General features: G+C 36.0%; 18 protein-coding genes. 17 read left to right on the forward strand and 1 reads right to left on the reverse strand.

The genetic code is table 11. The features are described 5' to 3' along the window. Nucleotides 1-75 precede the first annotated feature (75 nt). Nucleotides 76-774, forward strand: coding sequence for a DUF3139 domain-containing protein (locus tag ACKVQX_RS05300; protein ID WP_068452545.1), 699 nt, complete (start codon nucleotides 76-78; stop codon nucleotides 772-774). A 57-nt stretch (nucleotides 775-831) separates the two neighbouring features. On the opposite strand, the gene rpsT is transcribed toward ACKVQX_RS05300, so the two are convergent. Next, nucleotides 832-1,080 carry a 30S ribosomal protein S20 gene (gene rpsT, locus ACKVQX_RS05305; protein WP_068452547.1) on the reverse strand — a complete coding sequence of 83 codons (249 nt, stop codon included), beginning with the start codon at nucleotides 1,078-1,080 and terminating at the stop codon, nucleotides 832-834. A gap of 305 nt (nucleotides 1,081-1,385) precedes the next feature. Here rpsT and lepA point away from each other — a divergent pair, with 305 nt between their 5' ends. The 16 genes from lepA (at nucleotide 1,386) to deoC (ending at nucleotide 19,148) form a co-directional block, all read left to right on the forward strand. Then, nucleotides 1,386-3,221 (forward strand): translation elongation factor 4, encoded by a 1,836-nt coding sequence (gene lepA / locus ACKVQX_RS05310; RefSeq protein ID WP_325943315.1) that lies wholly within the window; start codon nucleotides 1,386-1,388, stop codon nucleotides 3,219-3,221. A gap of 75 nt (nucleotides 3,222-3,296) precedes the next feature. Beyond that, complete coding sequence (locus ACKVQX_RS05315; RefSeq protein ID WP_068452553.1) at nucleotides 3,297-3,611, forward strand: hypothetical protein; 315 nt, start codon at nucleotides 3,297-3,299, stop codon at nucleotides 3,609-3,611. Nucleotides 3,612-4,246: 635 nt separating this feature from the next. Then, nucleotides 4,247-4,414, forward strand: coding sequence for a hypothetical protein (locus tag ACKVQX_RS05320; RefSeq protein WP_156422335.1), 168 nt, complete (start codon nucleotides 4,247-4,249; stop codon nucleotides 4,412-4,414). 209 nt (nucleotides 4,415-4,623) lie between these two features. Further along, nucleotides 4,624-5,766 (forward strand): radical SAM family heme chaperone HemW, encoded by a 1,143-nt coding sequence (hemW, locus tag ACKVQX_RS05325; RefSeq protein ID WP_068452556.1) that lies wholly within the window; start codon nucleotides 4,624-4,626, stop codon nucleotides 5,764-5,766. A 93-nt stretch (nucleotides 5,767-5,859) separates the two neighbouring features. Beyond that, nucleotides 5,860-6,882 (forward strand): heat-inducible transcriptional repressor HrcA, encoded by a 1,023-nt coding sequence (hrcA, locus tag ACKVQX_RS05330; RefSeq protein WP_068452559.1) that lies wholly within the window; start codon nucleotides 5,860-5,862, stop codon nucleotides 6,880-6,882. Between the two features lie 27 nt (nucleotides 6,883-6,909). Next, a complete protein-coding gene (gene grpE / locus ACKVQX_RS05335) occupies nucleotides 6,910-7,482 on the forward strand; it encodes a nucleotide exchange factor GrpE (protein WP_068452561.1) in 573 nt (190 codons plus the stop codon). Between the two features lie 64 nt (nucleotides 7,483-7,546). Next, nucleotides 7,547-9,376, forward strand: a complete 1,830-nt coding sequence (gene dnaK, locus ACKVQX_RS05340; RefSeq protein ID WP_068452563.1) for a molecular chaperone DnaK — start codon at nucleotides 7,547-7,549, stop codon at nucleotides 9,374-9,376. 203 nt (nucleotides 9,377-9,579) lie between these two features. Then, complete coding sequence (dnaJ, locus tag ACKVQX_RS05345; protein WP_068452566.1) at nucleotides 9,580-10,704, forward strand: molecular chaperone DnaJ; 1,125 nt, start codon at nucleotides 9,580-9,582, stop codon at nucleotides 10,702-10,704. Nucleotides 10,705-10,722: 18 nt separating this feature from the next. Then, entirely contained in the window at nucleotides 10,723-11,664 is a 942-nt protein-coding gene (prmA, locus tag ACKVQX_RS05350; protein WP_068452569.1) for a 50S ribosomal protein L11 methyltransferase, read from the forward strand. 11 nt (nucleotides 11,665-11,675) lie between these two features. Further along, nucleotides 11,676-12,413: a 16S rRNA (uracil(1498)-N(3))-methyltransferase gene (locus tag ACKVQX_RS05355; RefSeq protein ID WP_068452572.1), complete on the forward strand. Its 738-nt coding sequence runs from the start codon at nucleotides 11,676-11,678 to the stop codon at nucleotides 12,411-12,413. A gap of 125 nt (nucleotides 12,414-12,538) precedes the next feature. After that, nucleotides 12,539-13,582 (forward strand): beta-carotene 15,15'-monooxygenase, encoded by a 1,044-nt coding sequence (locus ACKVQX_RS05360; protein ID WP_368633961.1) that lies wholly within the window; start codon nucleotides 12,539-12,541, stop codon nucleotides 13,580-13,582. A gap of 77 nt (nucleotides 13,583-13,659) precedes the next feature. Continuing rightward, on the forward strand, nucleotides 13,660-15,009 hold the full coding sequence (gene mtaB / locus ACKVQX_RS05365; protein ID WP_068452578.1) for a tRNA (N(6)-L-threonylcarbamoyladenosine(37)-C(2))-methylthiotransferase MtaB: 1,350 nt from the start codon (nucleotides 13,660-13,662) through the stop codon (nucleotides 15,007-15,009). 91 nt (nucleotides 15,010-15,100) lie between these two features. Next, entirely contained in the window at nucleotides 15,101-16,516 is a 1,416-nt protein-coding gene (locus ACKVQX_RS05370) for a sodium:alanine symporter family protein (protein ID WP_068452580.1), read from the forward strand. 71 nt (nucleotides 16,517-16,587) lie between these two features. Further along, nucleotides 16,588-17,382, forward strand: coding sequence for an SDR family NAD(P)-dependent oxidoreductase (locus tag ACKVQX_RS05375; RefSeq protein WP_068452586.1), 795 nt, complete (start codon nucleotides 16,588-16,590; stop codon nucleotides 17,380-17,382). A 136-nt stretch (nucleotides 17,383-17,518) separates the two neighbouring features. Continuing rightward, complete coding sequence (locus tag ACKVQX_RS05380) at nucleotides 17,519-18,373, forward strand: N-acetylmuramoyl-L-alanine amidase (protein ID WP_285215129.1); 855 nt, start codon at nucleotides 17,519-17,521, stop codon at nucleotides 18,371-18,373. Between the two features lie 106 nt (nucleotides 18,374-18,479). Continuing rightward, nucleotides 18,480-19,148, forward strand: coding sequence for a deoxyribose-phosphate aldolase (deoC, locus tag ACKVQX_RS05385; protein ID WP_068452592.1), 669 nt, complete (start codon nucleotides 18,480-18,482; stop codon nucleotides 19,146-19,148). The last annotated feature ends 64 nt before the right edge of the window (nucleotides 19,149-19,212 follow it).

Raw genomic sequence — 19,212 nt, forward strand, 5'->3', positions numbered from 1 at the left:
TTTTTTTTGTATAAAATGGAATTTTTTTATTGAAAGGGGGTATAAGTTAAAAGGTATAGAAGGGGGTAAAAAAAGATGAGTAAAGGATGGCGTGTAACATGGATTGTACTAGCAGTAGTTGTCGTCGGTTTATGGATTGTAAACTATTATACAAGTAATCCACTTGCAAAACATCGTGCAGCAATTGAATTAGAAACATACTTAAATAAAAATTACCCAAAAGAAGCTTTAGAGGTACAGGATGGAAAATATGAGCGGAAACGTGATATGTATGAGTTTACTGTGAAAAATCGTGATGATGCGAAACAAAAATATACGTTTCAAATTCAAAATGGACGTGGGTATGAAGTATTGAGTGATACATTAAAAGAACAGAGCTATGATCCACAACAAAGTAAAGAAGTATCTGTTCAAATGAGTAATGAGTTGCAACAAACACTTGCAACGAAGGTTCCAAATGTTAAGCATGTTTCAGCTACTATTCGTACTAAAAAGGAGACCATTCAATTAAGTTCGAAAGAGGAACAGTTAGAAGAACCAGCTGTTATTGCGATTGATATCGATATGACGGGCATGTCGAGGGAAGATTTATATCAAATTGCGCGGGAAGTATATGAAGAACTGGCACGTGAGCAAGTTCATTATGAAAAAGTAACCATAGCAGGATATGAATTGAAAGGTGAAGTAAATCAAAAGAAATGGCATTATATCTATAAAATTCAATTTATGGAAAATCAACCACCTGTGAAAGAAGGAATCACACACACAATCTAAATTAAAAAAGGGCTGATGCGATAAGCATCAGCCCTTTAAATTCTACACAAGGTAGAATTAAGCTTTTTTCATTAAACGAGCTTTCGTACGAGAAGCAGCGTTTTTGTGGATTAAGCCTTTAGAAGCAGCTTTGTCTAGAGATTTAACTGCAGCTGATAATAATTCAGCAGCGTTTTCTTCTTTAGCGATTAAAGCAGCATCAGCTTTTCTCACAGCTGTACGCATTGCAGATTTGATTGCGATGTTACGAGCTTTAGCTTTTTCAGTCGTTTTAACACGTTTGATTGCAGATTTAATATTTGGCATGAAATTCACCTCCTATAAAGATTCGAGATGAGTAAATTCTCAACTGTGTCTGTATCTAATACAACAAGCATCATTATAGCAAACAAATACTCCTGAAATCAAGAGAGAAATGGAAAGAATATTTACTTGACAAGCTTTTTTTTACAAATTTTCTACATAAATTTAGAAAAAGAACCCGAACTAACTATTATTTTGAAATAACTTATAAATAAAAAACTTTATTTTCACAGTAGTTCACGAACTTTCATTGCCAATATAGCCTTTTGACTGATATAATTCAAATAGTTTAAATAGGAGTGGAATGCATGAATCGAGAAGAATTATTAAAAAGACAAGAACATATTCGAAATTTCTCTATTATTGCGCATATTGACCACGGTAAATCTACATTAGCTGACCGAATTTTAGAACAGACGCAAGCATTAACTGCGCGTGAAATGAAAAATCAGTTATTGGACTCAATGGATTTAGAACGTGAGCGCGGTATTACGATTAAATTGAATGCAGTACAATTAAATTATGTAGCAAAAGATGGCGAACAGTACACATTCCATCTAATTGATACACCTGGACACGTCGACTTCACATATGAAGTATCACGTAGTCTAGCAGCTTGTGAAGGCGCCATCTTAGTCGTGGACGCAGCACAGGGAATCGAAGCGCAAACATTAGCTAATGTTTATTTAGCGCTAGATAATGATTTAGAAATTTTACCTGTTATTAATAAGATTGATTTACCTTCTGCCGATCCAGAACGTGTACGTGGTGAGATTGAAGATGTAATCGGCTTAGATGCTTCAGAGGCTGTTTTAGCTTCTGCAAAAGCAGGTATCGGAATTGAAGAGATTTTAGAACAAATCGTTGAGAAAGTACCAGCGCCACAAGGTGATCCAGAAGCACCGCTACAAGCGCTAATTTTTGACTCTGTATATGATTCGTATCGTGGTGTTATTATCTCGATTCGTATTTCAGAAGGTACTGTAAAACCTGGTGATAAAATTCGTATGATGGCAACAAATGCTGAATTCGAAGTAATCGAAGTAGGTGTTCATACACCACATATGACGCCGCGTGATTTCTTAACAGTTGGTGATGTAGGCTATTTAACAGCTTCTATTAAAAATGTAGGAGATACACGTGTCGGTGATACGGTTACATCCGTTAAAAACCCAGCAGCAGCACCATTAGAAGGTTATCGTAAATTGAACCCGATGGTATATTGTGGTCTGTACCCAATTGATACAGCGAAATATGTTGATTTACGTGAAGCACTTGAAAAATTAGAGCTAAATGACTCAGCACTACAATACGAGCCTGAAACATCGCAAGCACTTGGTTTCGGTTTCCGTTGTGGTTTCTTAGGATTACTACACATGGAGATTATCCAAGAACGTATTGAACGTGAATTCAATATCGACTTAATTACAACAGCACCATCTGTAATTTATCATGTAAAGATGACAGACGGTACAGAAGTACAAGTAGCGAATCCATCTGAAATGCCAGATCCGCAAAAAATCATGTCAATTGAAGAGCCGTATGTAAAAGCAAGTATTATGGTTCCGAATGACTATGTAGGTGCAGTAATGGAGATTTGCCAACGTAAACGTGGTAACTTCTTAACAATGGATTATATTGATACAACACGTGTAAATATTCTGTATGAACTACCATTATCTGAAATTGTTTATGACTTCTTCGATCAATTGAAGTCATCAACAAAAGGTTATGCGTCATTCGACTATGAATTGATTGGTTACAACCCATCAAAACTAGTGAAGATGGATATCTTACTAAATTCAGAACAAGTCGATGCACTAAGTTTCATCGTGCATAAAGACTTTGCTTACGATCGTGGTAAAGTCATCGTAGAAAAATTAAAAGAATTAATTCCACGTCAACAATTTGAAGTACCTGTTCAAGCGGCAGTAGGACAAAAAATTGTGGCACGTTCAACAATCAAAGCAATGCGTAAAAACGTATTAGCAAAATGTTACGGTGGAGATATCTCACGTAAACGTAAACTTCTTGAAAAACAAAAAGAAGGTAAAAAACGTATGAAACAAGTTGGATCGGTAGAAGTTCCACAAGAAGCATTCATGGCTGTATTGAAAATGGACGACGACCAACCGAAGAAATAAACTAAAACAGCGAACACCATTTCATATAAAATGGTGTTCGCTGTTTTTTAAAAAAAGAAGAAACGTGAGGAGCTAATGAATAAAAATAAGTATCCGAAATGCCATATTTATGCCCAAAATAGTTGGCATGATGAAGCGTATATTATAGGGAACCGACAAGGATTAGAAAAGTTGAGAGATGCACTTACGCTAACATTAGAGAAGGGAAATACTAAAAATAATTTTTGGCCGAAAGATTTAGAAGGATATGACGTATTAATTGCTTGTGTGGAAGACGCGGAAATGAATGATTTGGAATTACCTTATAGTTCAGAGTTCTATGAACGCTTAGATGATGAAAAAGAGGCGCATACCGTTTTTAAAAAACCATATCATACATTAAAAGATTGAATGTGCATCTAATAATTAGAGAGAGCTACTAATTGTTAGGTGTATTTTTTGATTTTTTTAAACTTTTTCACTGTCTATTTCGTCTAGTAAGCAGGTGAATTTCCAAATAAATAATAATTGAATTCATCTATTATTGTCGAATTGGAAATCAGACTATAGATATAGATGAAAATGTATTTTTACAGAAAGTGAAAATAGAGCTAGTTAAGATGTCTTTAGATGGAAAAATAAAGCAATATCTTTTTTACCAATTATCTTAATAAAAAAAGATGGATGTTGCATAAAAAATAGTATGAAAATAAGATAGTACTAGAACTAAAAAAACAAAATCATTTTTTTGAAGAAAATGGTTTGAAAAAATGTAGCTAGGGTAAATATTTTATGCGGTAAAAGACGACGCTTATAGTAAAAATAATTTTACAAATTAAGACATAAAATGTTATTATTTATTTAAAGTACTTTACACTAATGATATAAAATTTGCATATTCTTAACGAAATGTCGACAAAAATACGCGAAATTCGACAAAAAATGTCGAATTATTCTTCGGCATATATACAGATAAGATAAAATCTGTTAAAATATATTTACACTATATACATAATGTAAAGGTAATTAAAGAGAGGTGGTTTACAATGAAAACACATGAAGATCAATTGGAATTGTTAGTTGCACGTGTAGAAAAGCGTCTGTCTGCATTAGAAACCAATGTATCGCATATGAAAAGTAAACTTGCCGAATTAAGTGAAATGCAAGAGGATTTAACTGGAATGGTATATGAAAGATATCACCAAGCGGTTTAGCTCCATTTTAAACAGATTCGTCAATGAGCTACAGGTGATAAGTAGAAAAATTCAAATAAAGAACTACCTGTAAACAGAGGAGAGGTCGTGTCAGTACATGATCTCTCTTTTTTTGTTTGTTCTTCATATAAAAGCAGGTGTTTACTGTATGTTTTTGTGTAAATCAGCTAAACTAAAAAAAGTGTTACATGTAGAGAGGAAGTTGAACTATGACGACAGGTGTATATATACACATTCCATTTTGTCATCAAATTTGTAATTATTGCGATTTTAATAAAGTATTCTTTAAAAATCAGCCAGTTGATGAATATATTGAAAGTCTAGGAAAGGAGATGGCATTAGCTGTTTCAAAAAATCCAGCTGCTTATAAAGAAATTCAAACGATTTTTTTAGGTGGTGGCACACCGACAGCGTTATCCGCTGAGCAGCTAGAACGTTTATTAACTTTAATTCAGACGCATATTCCAATGAAACACGTAATCGAGTTTTCAACAGAAGCAAATCCAGATGAGTTAACTATTGAAAAATTACGTGTATTAAAAGCATTCGGTATTAATCGTTTAAGTTTAGGTGTGCAGTCATTTGATACAGAACTTCTGAAAAAATTGGGTCGTACGCATGCACCTGAGCAAGTTATTGAAACTATTCGACAAGCAAAAGAAGTTGGATTTACGAATATTAGTATTGATTTAATGTATGGTCTTCCGGGGCAAACGATGGAACAATGGCAAAATACATTGAATCAAGCTTTTGCGCTCGACTTACCACATTATTCAGCCTATTCATTAATTGTGGAGCCAAAAACGATTTTCTTCAATTTAATGAACAAAGGTAAATTACCGTTACCGGGAGAAGATTCTGAAGCAGCAATGTATGCCTTATTAATGAAAGAAATGGAGAAGAGAGGTCTTCATCAATATGAAATTAGTAACTTTGGACGTACAGATTTTGAGTCGAAACATAACTTGATTTACTGGGATAACGATGAGTATGCAGGTTTTGGTGCAGGAGCAAGTGGCTATGTAAGTAGTACGCGCTATACGAATCATGGTCCTTTAAAAAAATATATGGACTGTATCGAAGCGGGCGAATTACCTATTCACCATGAACATGATGTGACTGAAAAAGAAAAAATAGAAGAAGAATTATTTTTAGGTCTTCGTAAAACAGCAGGAATCAATAAACAACATTTTTATGAACGATACGGAAAACAAGTGCATGATGTATTTGAAAAGCAAATCAATTCTTTAACTGAAGCAGGTCTTTTAATAGAAGATGAACAAGCGATTTACTTGTCACATCAAGGGAAATTCGTAGGGAATGAAGTGTTTCAAGAATTTTTAATAGATTAAGTGCTTTTCCGTTGACATAAAAAAAGAGTTTTGATAAATTAAGTATAGTGTTAGCACTCGATATGAGTGAGTGCTAAAAATGAGGTGATGATCATGCTAACCGATCGACAGTTGCAAATTCTTAAAGTAATCGTCGATGATTTCATTTCGTCTGGTCAGCCGATTGGTTCACGTCAAATTTCGAAACGTGAAGAAATATCATTTAGTTCTTCTACAATTCGAAACGAGATGGCTGATTTGGAGGAGTTAGGGTACTTAGAAAAGACCCATACTTCATCAGGTCGTATTCCATCGGAAAAAGGTTATAGATTCTACGTGGATCATTTGTTAAAACCTCAGGTTATTACGAACCATGATATGAAGGTGTTGCGCTCTGTTTTTTCAGAGAATGCCTATGAAACGGAACAAGTGATTCGTAAATCAGCCACTATTCTATCTGACCTAACAAATTATACTTCGATTATTTTAGGACCAGATGTACAGTTGCACAAAGTGAAGCGATTCTCAATTGTTCCGCTTAGTGCAAAAAATGCAGTAGCGATTATTGTGACGGATAACGGTCATGTGGAAAATCGAGTTGTCGATTTACCTGAGGGCCTACATCCAAGTGATTTTGAAAAAATGGTTAATATTTTGAATGAACGTTTAGTCGGTATTCCAATTGTTCAAATTCCATATTACCTAGAACGTGAAGTGTCAAACATTATTCGACAACACGTTGGGGCATATAATGGGCTTTTAAAGTCGATTTTTACGGGAATAGAACAACAGAGTGATAGCAAAATCTATTACGGTGGTAAGACGAATATGCTAAATCAACCTGAGTTTCATGATTTAGATAAGATTCGTATGCTTATGGAAATGATGGAAACCCAAAGTCAGATTCAAGCATTGTTACATCGTGATTCACCAGGAATTCAAATTCGAATTGGTTCAGAAAATGAACTGAATGCAGTAGAAGATTGTAGTATTATTACAGCGACCTACTCGACAAACGAAGAACAAGTTGGATCGATTGCTATTATCGGTCCGAAAAGAATGGATTACCAACGTGTCATTACGTTATTAGATCATATGAGCGGAGACTTATCAAAACTCATGCGTAGAGAATGGTAATGTGATGTGTATAAAGGAGGATTTACTGTGTCACAAGAAAAAGAACAAAAAGAACAAGTGACAGAAGAAGTTGTGGAAGAAACAGCTGAGCAAACAACTGAAGAAGTAGAAACAGTTGAAGCTGAAGCGGAAGCAACAGAAATTGCAGAAGTAAATGAAGTAGAAGAATTAGAGAAGAAGTTGCAAGATGAAGAAAATCGCTATTTACGATTGCGTGCTGATTTTGATAATTTCAAACGTCGTACGCAAACAGAGCGTGAGTCTGCAGCGAAGTATCGTTCACAAAGTCTACTAACTGATTTACTACCTGTGTTAGATAACTTTGAACGTGCGCTACAAGTAGAAGCGACAACAGAAGATGGTCAATCGATTAAAAAAGGAATCGAGATGGTTTATCGCTCTTTAGTAGAAGCGACTGCAAAAGAGGGGTTAGAAGTTATTGAAACAGTAGATCATCCATTTGATCCAAACGTCCATCAAGCTGTGATGCAAGAACAAGACGATTCAAAAGAAGCTGGTGTTGTATTACAAGAACTACAACGCGGGTATAAGTTGAAAGATCGCGTATTACGTCCAGCCATGGTAAAAGTGAACGAGTAATTCATTTTATTACAAATCGTATTAAGCGCATTTAGCGTTTATATATCTTAGGAGGAATTTTATTATGAGTAAAATTATTGGTATTGACTTAGGTACAACAAACTCTTGCGTATCGGTTCTTGAAGGTGGAGAACCAGTAGTAATCGCAAACAAAGAAGGCGCGCGTACAACTCCTTCAGTAGTCGCATTTAAAAACGGCGAACGTCAAGTTGGGGAAGTAGCAAAACGTCAATCAATTACAAATCCAAATACAATTATCTCAATCAAACGTCACATGGGTGAAGATTACAAAGTGACTGTAGAAGATAAAACATATACACCACAAGAAATTTCAGCAATGATTTTAACACACTTAAAAGAGTATGCTGAAGACTATCTTGGTGAAAAAGTAACAAAAGCTGTTATTACAGTTCCTGCTTACTTCAATGATGCACAACGTCAAGCAACAAAAGACGCTGGTAAAATCGCTGGTTTAGAAGTAGAACGTATCATTAACGAACCAACAGCTGCAGCATTAGCTTACGGTTTAGAGAAAATGGATGTAGACCAAAAAGTATTAGTATTTGACCTTGGTGGTGGTACATTCGACGTATCAATCCTTGAATTAGGTGATGGCGTATTTGAAGTACTAGCAACAGCTGGTGATAACAAACTAGGTGGAGATGACTTCGACGAAGCAATCATCGACTACTTAGTAGCAGAATTCAAAAAAGAAAACGGCATTGACTTATCAAAAGATAAAATGGCAATGCAACGTTTAAAAGATGCTGCTGAAAAAGCGAAAAAAGAACTTTCAGGTGTAACAACAGCACAAGTTTCACTGCCATTCATCACTGCAGGTGAAGCAGGTCCATTACACTTAGAAATGTCAATCTCACGTGCAAAATTCAACGAAATCACTGCTGATTTAGTAGAACGCACAATGATTCCAACTCGCCAAGCATTAAAAGATGCAGGCCTTTCAGCTTCTGAAATTGATCAAGTAATCTTAGTTGGTGGTTCAACTCGTATTCCAGCAGTACAAGAAGCAGTACAAAAAGCAACAGGCAAAGAGCCACACAAAGGCGTAAACCCAGATGAAGTAGTAGCAATGGGTGCAGCTGTACAAGGTGGCGTATTAACAGGTGATGTAGAAGACGTTGTATTACTAGACGTAACACCATTATCATTAGGTATTGAAACAATGGGTGGCGTATTCACGAAATTAATCGAGCGCAACACAACAATTCCAACATCTAAATCACAAACATTCTCAACAGCTGCAGATAACCAACCTGCTGTAGACATTCACGTATTACAAGGTGAGCGTCCAATGGCTGCTGATAACAAAACATTAGGTCGCTTCCAATTAACAGATATTCCAGCAGCACCACGTGGTATTCCACAAATCGAAGTAACATTCGATATCGATAAAAATGGTATTGTAACTGTTAAAGCGAAAGACTTAGGTACAAATAAAGAACAAAATATTGTGATTCAATCAGATTCTGGTCTATCTGAAGCAGATATCGAGCGTATGGTAAAAGAAGCTGAAGAAAATGCAGAAGCGGATAAAGCACGCAAAGAAGAAGCTGATTTACGTAACGAAGCAGATCAACTTGTATTCCAAACTGATAAAACATTAGCAGACCTTGGCGAACAAGTAACAGAAGACGAGAAAAAACCAGTAGAAGAAGCAAAAGAAGAATTAGCAAAAGCTATCGAAGCTGGCGAAATTGAAGGCATTAAAGCTGCAAAAGAAAAACTAGAAGGTTTATTACAACCACTTGTAATGAAAGTTTACGAACAAGCAGCAGCGGCTCAACAAGCTGCACAAGGTGGAGAAGCTGGCGGCGCTAAAGATGATGGTGTTGTAGATGCTGATTTCACTGAAGTAGACGACGATAAAAAATAATCGTTTTTATGAATGATGAAAAGTCAAAGACCAATCGTTCCTTAGTAACGTGAACATAACATGTACATTACGTCCGTTCACAGTGGTAGCTAAAGACCGTTATAGGGCTTTGGCTTTTCTTTTTCAAAAGAGAATTTCAGTTACATTCTAGGAAATAAGATGATACAATTGTATTTATGTGAAAAGAGCGGAGTTGAAAAAAAGTGGAAAAACGCGACTATTATGAAGTTTTAGGAATTGAAAAATCTGCAACAGCAGATGAAATAAAAAAAGCGTACCGTAAATTATCAAAGAAGTACCATCCAGATATTAATAAAGAGGCAGATGCAGATCAAAAATTTAAAGAGATCTCAGAAGCTTATGAAGTGCTAAGCGATCCACAAGCAAAAGCACGCTATGATCAATTTGGACATCAAGATCCAAACCAAGGCTTTGGCGGCGGTGGATTCGGAGGCGGCGGTTTCGGTGGTTTCGAAGATATCTTTAGTTCATTCTTTGGTGGTGGCGGAGGCGGTCGTAGACGCGATCCAAATGCACCACGTAAGGGCGATGATTTACAATATCGTATGACAATCAGCTTTGAAGAAGCTGTGTTTGGTGCGGAAAAAGAAGTTGAAATTACACATGACGAAACATGTGAAACATGTTCAGGTTCAGGTGCGAAACCAGGTTCTTCAAAAGAAACATGTACAAACTGTCATGGTTCAGGACAGATTGAAGAAGTAGTGAATACACCATTTGGTCAAATGGTAAATCGTCGTACATGTAATGTATGTCATGGTGAAGGTTCAATCATTAAAGAAAAATGTTCAACATGTCATGGTAAAGGTACAGTAAAACGTCGTAAAAAAATTAAAGTAACAATCCCAGCAGGTATCGATCACGGTCAACAAATTCGCGTAAGTGGACAAGGTGAAGCGGGTGTGAACGGTGGCCCAGCAGGCGATCTTTACATCGTATTTAGCGTGCGCCAATCAGACAAGTTCGAACGTGATGGCGATGATATTTACTACGAACTTAAAATCACATTTGCACAAGCTGCATTAGGTGACGAAATCGAAGTACCAACTGTACAAGGTAAAGTAAAAATGAAAATCCCAGCAGGTACACAATCAGGTGAGCGTTTCCGTCTGAAAGGTAAAGGGATTAAAAATGTTCAAGGTTATGGTACAGGGGACCAACATGTCATTGTTAAAGTTGTAACACCATCAAAAATGACCGAAAAACAAAAAGAATTACTACGTGAATTTGCAAGTATCTCAGGCGATATTCCAGAGGAACAAGGCAGTTCATTATTTGATAAAATTAAGAAAAAATTTAGAGACTAATATTGGAGTTGATTGTAAGTGAAATGGTCAGAATTCTCGATTCATACATCAAACGAAGCGGTGGATGCAATTTCAAACATCTTGCATGAAGCAGGTGCAAGTGGTGTAGTAATTGAAGATTCATTAGAATTAGAAAAAGTAAGAGAACAAGAATTTGGCGAAATTTATGCGCTAGATCCTGTAGATTTTCCAACAAAAGGGGTTATTATTAAAGCGTATTTACCACTTAACAGTTTCTTAGGAGAAACTGTTGAAGAAATTAAACTTGCAATCAACAACCTCGCTTCGTTTGATATTGATTTAGGTGAAAATAAAGTCTCAACATGTGAAGTAGATGAACAAGACTGGTCTACTTCTTGGAAAGAATATTATCATCCTGTCAAAATTTCAAATCGCTTTACGATTGTTCCAACATGGGAAGATTATCAACCTGTTGAAAGTGATGAATTAATTATTGAATTAGATCCAGGTATGGCATTTGGAACAGGTACACATCCAACGACAGTTATGAGTTTACAAGCGCTTGAGAAGCATGTAAATGATACGGTGAATGTTATTGATGTTGGTACAGGCTCAGGTGTTTTAGCGATTGGTGCAGCTTTATTAGGCGCAAAACATGTACATGCACTAGATTTAGATGAAGTAGCTGTACGTTCTGCAATTGAAAATGTAGAACTAAACCATGTATCAAGTCAAATTGATGTTGTGCAAGGTGATTTACTTGATACAGTGAAAGAACCAGCTGAAGTCGTTGTAGCGAATATTTTAGCTGAAATCATCTTAACGTTCGTAGAAGATGCCTACACAATTGTAAAACCAGGTGGAATTTACATTACATCGGGTATTATTGAAGGACGTAAAGAAGATGTGAAGCAAGCTCTAATTGAAGCCGGATTTGAAATTGATGAAGTAATGATGATGGAAGATTGGGTAACCATCGTTTCAAGAAAGCCAGTCTAAGAGGTGTAAATATGCAAAGGTACTTTGTAGAAGATGTATTCGAAGAAAATCAAATCACGTTATCAGGTGAGGATGCGAAACATATCGCAAAGGTCATGCGTATGCAGGTGGGCGACGAGATTATCGTCGTCCATTCGCGTGTAGCCGACCAATGTAAAATTGTAGAACTTGGCGATCAAACCGTAACTGTTGAAAAAATCGGACATCAAATTCCATCAAAAGAATTACCGATTCACGTGACAATCGCTTGTGGTCTACCTAAAGGAGACAAACTTGATTTAATCGTTCAAAAAGCAACGGAACTAGGCATGACAAAGCTTATTCCCTTTGAAGCTGCACGTTCGATTGTGAAGTGGGATCATAAAAAAGGCGAGAAAAAGCAACAACGCTTACAAAAAATTGCCAAAGAAGCAGCAGAACAATCGCATCGCTCTGTTGTACCGACAATTGAAGCACCTCTTTCTTTTAAACAGTTACTTGGACTTGCATCTACGTATGATGCAGTTCTTTTAGCAGATGAAGAACATGCAAAGAGTGAACAAAGAACTTCTTTAAAAGAGCGTTTAAAGGGTTTACAGGGGCTTCAAAATGTTTGTGTAGTATTTGGTCCAGAAGGTGGTATTGCGCGTGAAGAAGCAGCAGCGCTTCTAGAAGCAGGTGCTCATACCATTGCGCTAGGTCCACGTATTTTACGAGCAGAGACAGCACCTTTTTATATTTTATCTGCTATTTCATATGAATTTGAATAATGACGAAAGGGTCGCACAATGAAGTGTGACTCTTTTTTTGTGCAAAAATACAAAAAATTGACATATATATAATGATTATGTGTTTTTCTTTCATTTAAAATAAAAGAAAGGAAGGGTGTGGAGAGATGGAACAAGTTCAAAAAAGACCGATTTGGCTTCTTTTTTTCTTGATTGTTTTAAGTAGTAATGCTGTATTATATCAAACGCAATTAAGAAATATAGTACTAACAGAAGAAACGAAACAAGTTGTAGTAGGTTCGTTAATTGACTTAGTCATTGTATTACCTGCTTGTTGGATGTTGTATCAACGGAAATTAGCCATTAAAACGGCAATCTTTTTAGGAGCATTTGGCTGTTTATTAGCTCGCTTCTTAATACCAAATACTTATTTAGCACCATTTGAATGGTTTACAATTGTTGGTCTTAGTGCTGAAGTATTCCTATTGTTATTCGAACTTAGTTTAGTGTTAATTTGTATAAAGTATCTGCCGAACATGTTACGTGATATCAAGCAACAAAAGTTACCTCTTCCTTTTTTAATCCAAAAATCCGCGCCACCAATCGTTCAGAAATATACCATTGTGCAAGTATTTTTAACGGAAATGCTTGTCGGTTACTACGCTACTTTTTCATGGAGACAACAGGCACAAGAGGGCATCACACTTCATAAAAAATCGGGTTATATCGCCATTCAATTAATGATGATTCATGGTATTGTAATTGAAACGATTGGGATTCATTGGTGGTTGCATGGTCAGTCGATGTGGCTATCACTCATTTTATTGGCATTCAACATATATTCTGTTTTATTTCTTTTAGCTGATTTACAAGCGACACGCCTGAATCCAATTTATCATACAAAAGACATGCTTTATCTTTCTTTAGGATTAATGAAGAAGGTAGAAGTGCCATTTCATCAGATTGATCAAATCAATATGTCAATCGGTGAAGTGTCTAAAAAACAAAAGAAGGAAATTTTTTATTTGGTTGCGAATGACTTCATTCAACCAGAGCCTGATTTTTATCTAATTTTGAAAGAGCCTGTTATAGCTACTTTATTTTTAGGGAAGAAAAAACAATATACAAAAATAGCGATTCGTTCTGATGATGCAAGACAATTACAAGAAATAATTGAACAAAGAATGAGTGACGTGAATCAGTCACGTTAGTAGATTGAATAGCGAGAGTATGGTATCATAATGCCTATCGGTATTTTTTAGTGGATGTAATGAAAGGATGAAATAAAATGAGCAATAGTCTTTCAAAATCCGTAGCTTTCCATACATTAGGATGCAAAGTCAATCACTATGAAACAGAAGCTATTTGGCAATTATTTAAAGACGAAGGTTATGAAAGAAAAGATTTCGACCATCAAGCAGATGTATATGTTATTAATACATGTACCGTAACGAATACAGGCGATAAAAAGTCACGTCAAGTAATTCGTCGTGCGGTACGTCAAAATCCAGATGCAGTGATTTGTGTAACAGGTTGTTATGCACAAACATCACCAGCAGAAATTATGGCAATTCCAGGTGTTGATATTGTCGTAGGTACACAGGATCGTTCGAAAATGCTTGGTTATATTGAGCAATATCGTGCAGAGCGTAAACCAATTAATGCAGTACGTAATATTATGAAAAATCGTGTATATGAGGAATTAGATGTGCCTTATTTTACAGACCGTACACGTGCTTCTTTAAAAATTCAAGAGGGTTGTAATAACTTCTGTACGTTTTGTATTATTCCATGGGCGCGTGGGTTGATGCGTTCACGTGATCCGAAAGAAGTCATCAATCAAGCGCAACAATTAGTCGATGCAGGGTATTTAGAGATTGTGTTAACAGGTATTCATACAGGGGGTTATGGTCAAGATTTAAAAGATTATAACTTAGCGCAGTTATTACGTGATTTAGAAGCACAGGTAAAAGGCTTACGTCGCTTGCGTATTTCATCAATTGAAGCGTCTCAATTAACAGATGAAGTATTACAAGTATTAAAAGAATCAAAAGTCATTGTGAATCACTTACACATTCCAATTCAATCTGGTTCAGATACGGTTCTAAAAAGAATGCGTCGTAAATATACGATGGAATTTTTCGGTGAACGCTTAGATCGTTTGAAAGAGGTATTACCTGATTTAGCAATTACTTCAGATGTAATCGTAGGTTTCCCAGGTGAAACAGAAGAAGAATTTATGGAAACATATAATTTTATCGCTAAACATCAATTTGCGGAGTTACACGTATTCCCGTTCTCAAAACGTACAGGAACACCTGCAGCACGTATGGAAGACCAAGTGGATGAAGAAGTGAAAAATGAACGCGTTCATCGCTTATTAACATTAAATGATCAACTAGCAAAAGAATATGCTTCTCGTTTTGATGGAGAGTTACTAGAAGTGATTCCAGAAGATATCACATCAGAAGGTGAGCATGCAGGGATGCTTGTTGGGCATACAGCGAACTATTTAAAAGTTGTATTTGAAGGTACGCCAGATATGATTGGTAAAATGGTTCGTGTAAAAGTTACAAAACCAGGATATCCAAAGACAGAAGCACAATTTGTGCGCATTTTAGAAGAAGTCGAAATTTAACGAAAAAACTGTCTCTTTTAAAAGAGATGGTTTTTTTTACGTAATTGAGGTATAAAATAGAAGATGTACTTTTAAAAGGAGGAGTTTACAGTTGGATATTTTGAGCAATTGGATTGATCAGTTAAATGGATATTTGTATTCATATATACTCATCGTTCTACTATTATTTACAGGAATTTTCTTCACAGTTAAGTCAAAAGGGGTTCAATTTAGATTATTCCCTGAAATGTTTCGAGTATTAACAGATAAAGCGACAATCAGTGGTGGTAAAAAAGGTATTTCTTCATTCCAAGCATTCACGATTTCAGCTGCATCTCGTATTGGTACGGGGAATATTGCGGGTGTTGCGACAGCGATTGCAATCGGTGGTCCTGGTGCAGTATTTTGGATGTGGGTAATGGCATTAATCGGTGCCGGCTCATCATTCGTAGAAAGTACACTTGCGCAATTATACAAAGTAAAAGATGGTCATACGTTTCGTGGTGGTCCAGCCTATTACATTGAAAAAGGTCTAAAGAAACGTTGGTTAGGAATTATGTTTGCGATTGCGATTACGTTTTGTTATGGCTTTGTATTTAATGCAGTGCAAACGAATACAATTGCTGCTTCTTTCTCAACAAGTTTTGGAATTGATAAAGTATGGGTGGGTGTATTCGTAGCCGTTCTAACAGCAATCATCATTTTTGGTGGCGTACAACGTATTGCGAATGTAACACAAGTGATTGTGCCAATTATGGCCATTGCTTATATTTTAGTTGCACTTGTGGTTGTCGTGTTAAATATTACAGAAATTCCGAGTTTAATTACGTTAATTGTAAGTGATGCATTCTCATTACAATCAGGTATTGGTGGTTTAATTGGTGGAGCAATCATGCAAGGATTCAAGCGTGGTTTATTCTCGAATGAAGCAGGTCTTGGTTCTGCACCGAACGCAGCTGCAACAGCGAGTGTATCGCATCCAGTTAAACAAGGTTTAATTCAAACATTAGGTGTATTTGTTGATACGATTTTAGTATGTACAGCAACAGCGGTTATCGTACTATTAAGCGATGTTTACAAAACAGCTGGTGAAGATTCTCGAATTGATATTACACAACAATCTCTTGTAAATCAGCTTGGTGATTGGGTAGGTATTTTCTTAACGATTGCAATCTTCTTCTTTGCATTTAGTTCTGTAATTGGAAATTACTATTACGGTGAAACGAATTTAGAATTTATTAAAAACTCTAAAAAAATGATTTTCATTTACCGAATTGCAGTAATTGGTTTCTTAATTTTCGGAGCATATGCAAAAGTTGCGCTTGTTTGGAATTTAGCAGACCTATTCATGGCGATTATGGCACTTATTAACTTGACTGCGATTTTATTACTTTATAAAGTAGCTTTCCGACTATTAAGTCACTATACTGCTCAACGAAAAAAAGGCAAAGATCCTGTATTTTATGCATCAGATATGCCTGACTTAGATGAAATTGAATGTTGGGAAAAGACGAAAGAAAAAGAATAGTTTTTTTACTTTACCTCTTAATCTTATAGTGTTAAAATATTCGATGATTGTAATATTAGGAGGAATTAATTATGGGTCGCGTAGAAAATAAAGTAGCATTAGTAACAGGAGCAGCATCAGGTATTGGTCTAGCTTCTGCTCAATTATTAGCAAAAGAAGGCGCTAAAGTAGTTTTAGCAGACTTCAACGTTGAAGGTGCAAAAGAAGCAGCAGCAGAATTAAAAGCACAAGGTTTTGAAGCAGAAGGTGTATTTTTAAATGCACTTGAAGAACAATCAATTAAAGATGCTGTTGAATATACAGTAGACACTTACGGTAAATTAGATATTCTTTACAATAACGTAGGTGGCACAAACTTACACAAAGACTTAGATGTTGTAAACTTAGATCTTGCTGAGTGGGATCGTTTAATGGACTTAAACTTAAAATCAGTGCTTTTAGGTTCTCGTTTCGCTATTCCACACATGCAAAAAGTTGGCGGCGGCTCAATTATTAACACAGCTTCAATGGCTGCGTTCGCTTCAGATGCAATCCGTTCAGCATACGGAACTTCAAAAGCTGGAGTTGTTCACTTAACAAAATATATTGCAAAACAATACGGTAAAGATAATATCCGTTGTAACGCAATCGCTCCAGGACTAATTTTAACTCCAGCAGCGAAAAATAGCTTACCACAAGAAATGCTTGATATTTTCACAAAATACAATGCATTACCTTACAATGGTGAAGCAAATGATATCGGTTATGGTGTTGTGTACCTGGCGTCAGATGAATCTAAATTCATGACAGGTCAAACATTAGAAATCGAGGGTGGACACTACCAAGCGAACCCAACAACTGCAGATTTAGCAAAATTCACTAAATAATATGCAGTATTGTAAAAAGCACTTCTAGATTAAAACATCTAGGAGTGCTTTTTTCATGCGAAAATATAAACTGTACATGAAATTTTAGTCTAAAAAGGCTATACTAAGAATATCTCAACAAAAAGGATGTGTTGTATTGAGATATTTAAGGATGTTCATTGTGGCAATTGCACTCGTTATACCGCTCATTTTTTTGTTTTTTGGACAAACGTATTTAAAGAAGCATATGGAAGCTTTACAATACATACCGCCTAAACCAACAATTGTGGAAGAAAAAGAAGTTGTGCAAAAAATGCAACCGAAAAAACAAGTAGTTGTGAAAAAACCAATGGAACAGCCCGTACAAGTAAAAGAAAAAGAGAAAAAAATAATTGTTATTGATCCAGGGCATCAACGTTATCGAGATCAGCGTTTAGAGCCAATTGGACCAGATTCACATACATGGAAGCCTAAAATGCCTGCAAGTGCATATGGCGTATCTACAGGACAAGCAGAGTATGCATTGACGCTACAAGTAGCAAACCGTATCAAAGAGCGATTAGATGCTTCAAAATATGAGGTCAAATTAACACGTACAGAACATGTCATTGCCAAGTCGACAAAAGAGCGTGCAGAATTTGCGAATAAACAAAATGCAGACCTTTATATTCAACTACATGCAGATGGTGCAAAGGATGCAAATGGGCGTGGTATGTACATTATTATGGCGCATGAAAACAATCGTTATACGAAAAAGTTGACGGAAGCGAATCGAAAAGTTAGTCAAGTGCTATTACATGAAATAAAATCGGCAAAACTGGATACTCATAAAAAAGGTTTATTATATGCTGATCAAATGACAGCACTTAATTGGCCCAATATGCCATCTGTAATCGTAGAGTTAGGCTATTTAAATGATCGTCAAGATGACGAAAGACTAGCAAAAACAGCTTATCAAAATCGTATAGCAGAAGCTTTAGCTAGAGGAATTGAAAAAGCGGTAGAGAAGTAGAACGTGCGCATGCGTTCTACTATTTTTTTGTGTAAAACTGGGCTTTTCATTGAATTCATGCTATGCTAATAAAGAGGTACGTACAACTTAAAAAAGGAGCTATTTTATGACAACAAATATCGCATCACTTATTGATCACACATTATTAAAACCAGAGGCGACAGCGGCACAAGTAAAAGAGTTATGCAAAGAAGCGAGAACCTATGACTTTGCATCTGTGTGTGTTAATCCATATTTTGTAAAATTAGCAGCTGAAGAATTACAAGGAGCAAAATCAAAAGTATGTACAGTAATTGGTTTCCCATTGGGTGCATCAACAGCTAAGACAAAAGCTTTTGAAACAAAAGATGCTATTGCGAATGGTGCAGATGAAATTGATATGGTTTTAAATATCGGTGCATTAAAAGCGGGACAATATGATGTTGTGTTAGAAGACATGAAAGCTGTACGTGAAGCAGCGGGTGAAAAACTTGTAAAAGTTATTTTAGAAACATGTTTATTAACAGACGAAGAAAAAGAAAAAGCATGTGAATTAGCAGTAGAAGCAAAATTAGACTTTGTAAAGACGTCTACAGGCTTTTCAACAAGCGGTGCAACAGCTGAAGATGTTGCACTTATGCGACGTATTGTAGGCGCTGAATTAGGCGTAAAAGCTTCAGGAGGCGTTCGTAGCTTAGAAGACGTTGAAAAAATGGTAGCAGCAGGTGCAAATCGCATCGGTGCAAGCTCAGGTGTAAAGATTATGAATGGTTTATCATCAGATTCTGAATATTAATGTAACACAATGCTTGACCATTATACGTATATAGGATATAATCTTGTAGTAAACAACGATATGT

Source organism: Kurthia sp. ISK08 (genome assembly GCF_046159805.1).
Lineage (GTDB): Bacteria > Bacillota > Bacilli > Bacillales_A > Planococcaceae > Kurthia > Kurthia gibsonii.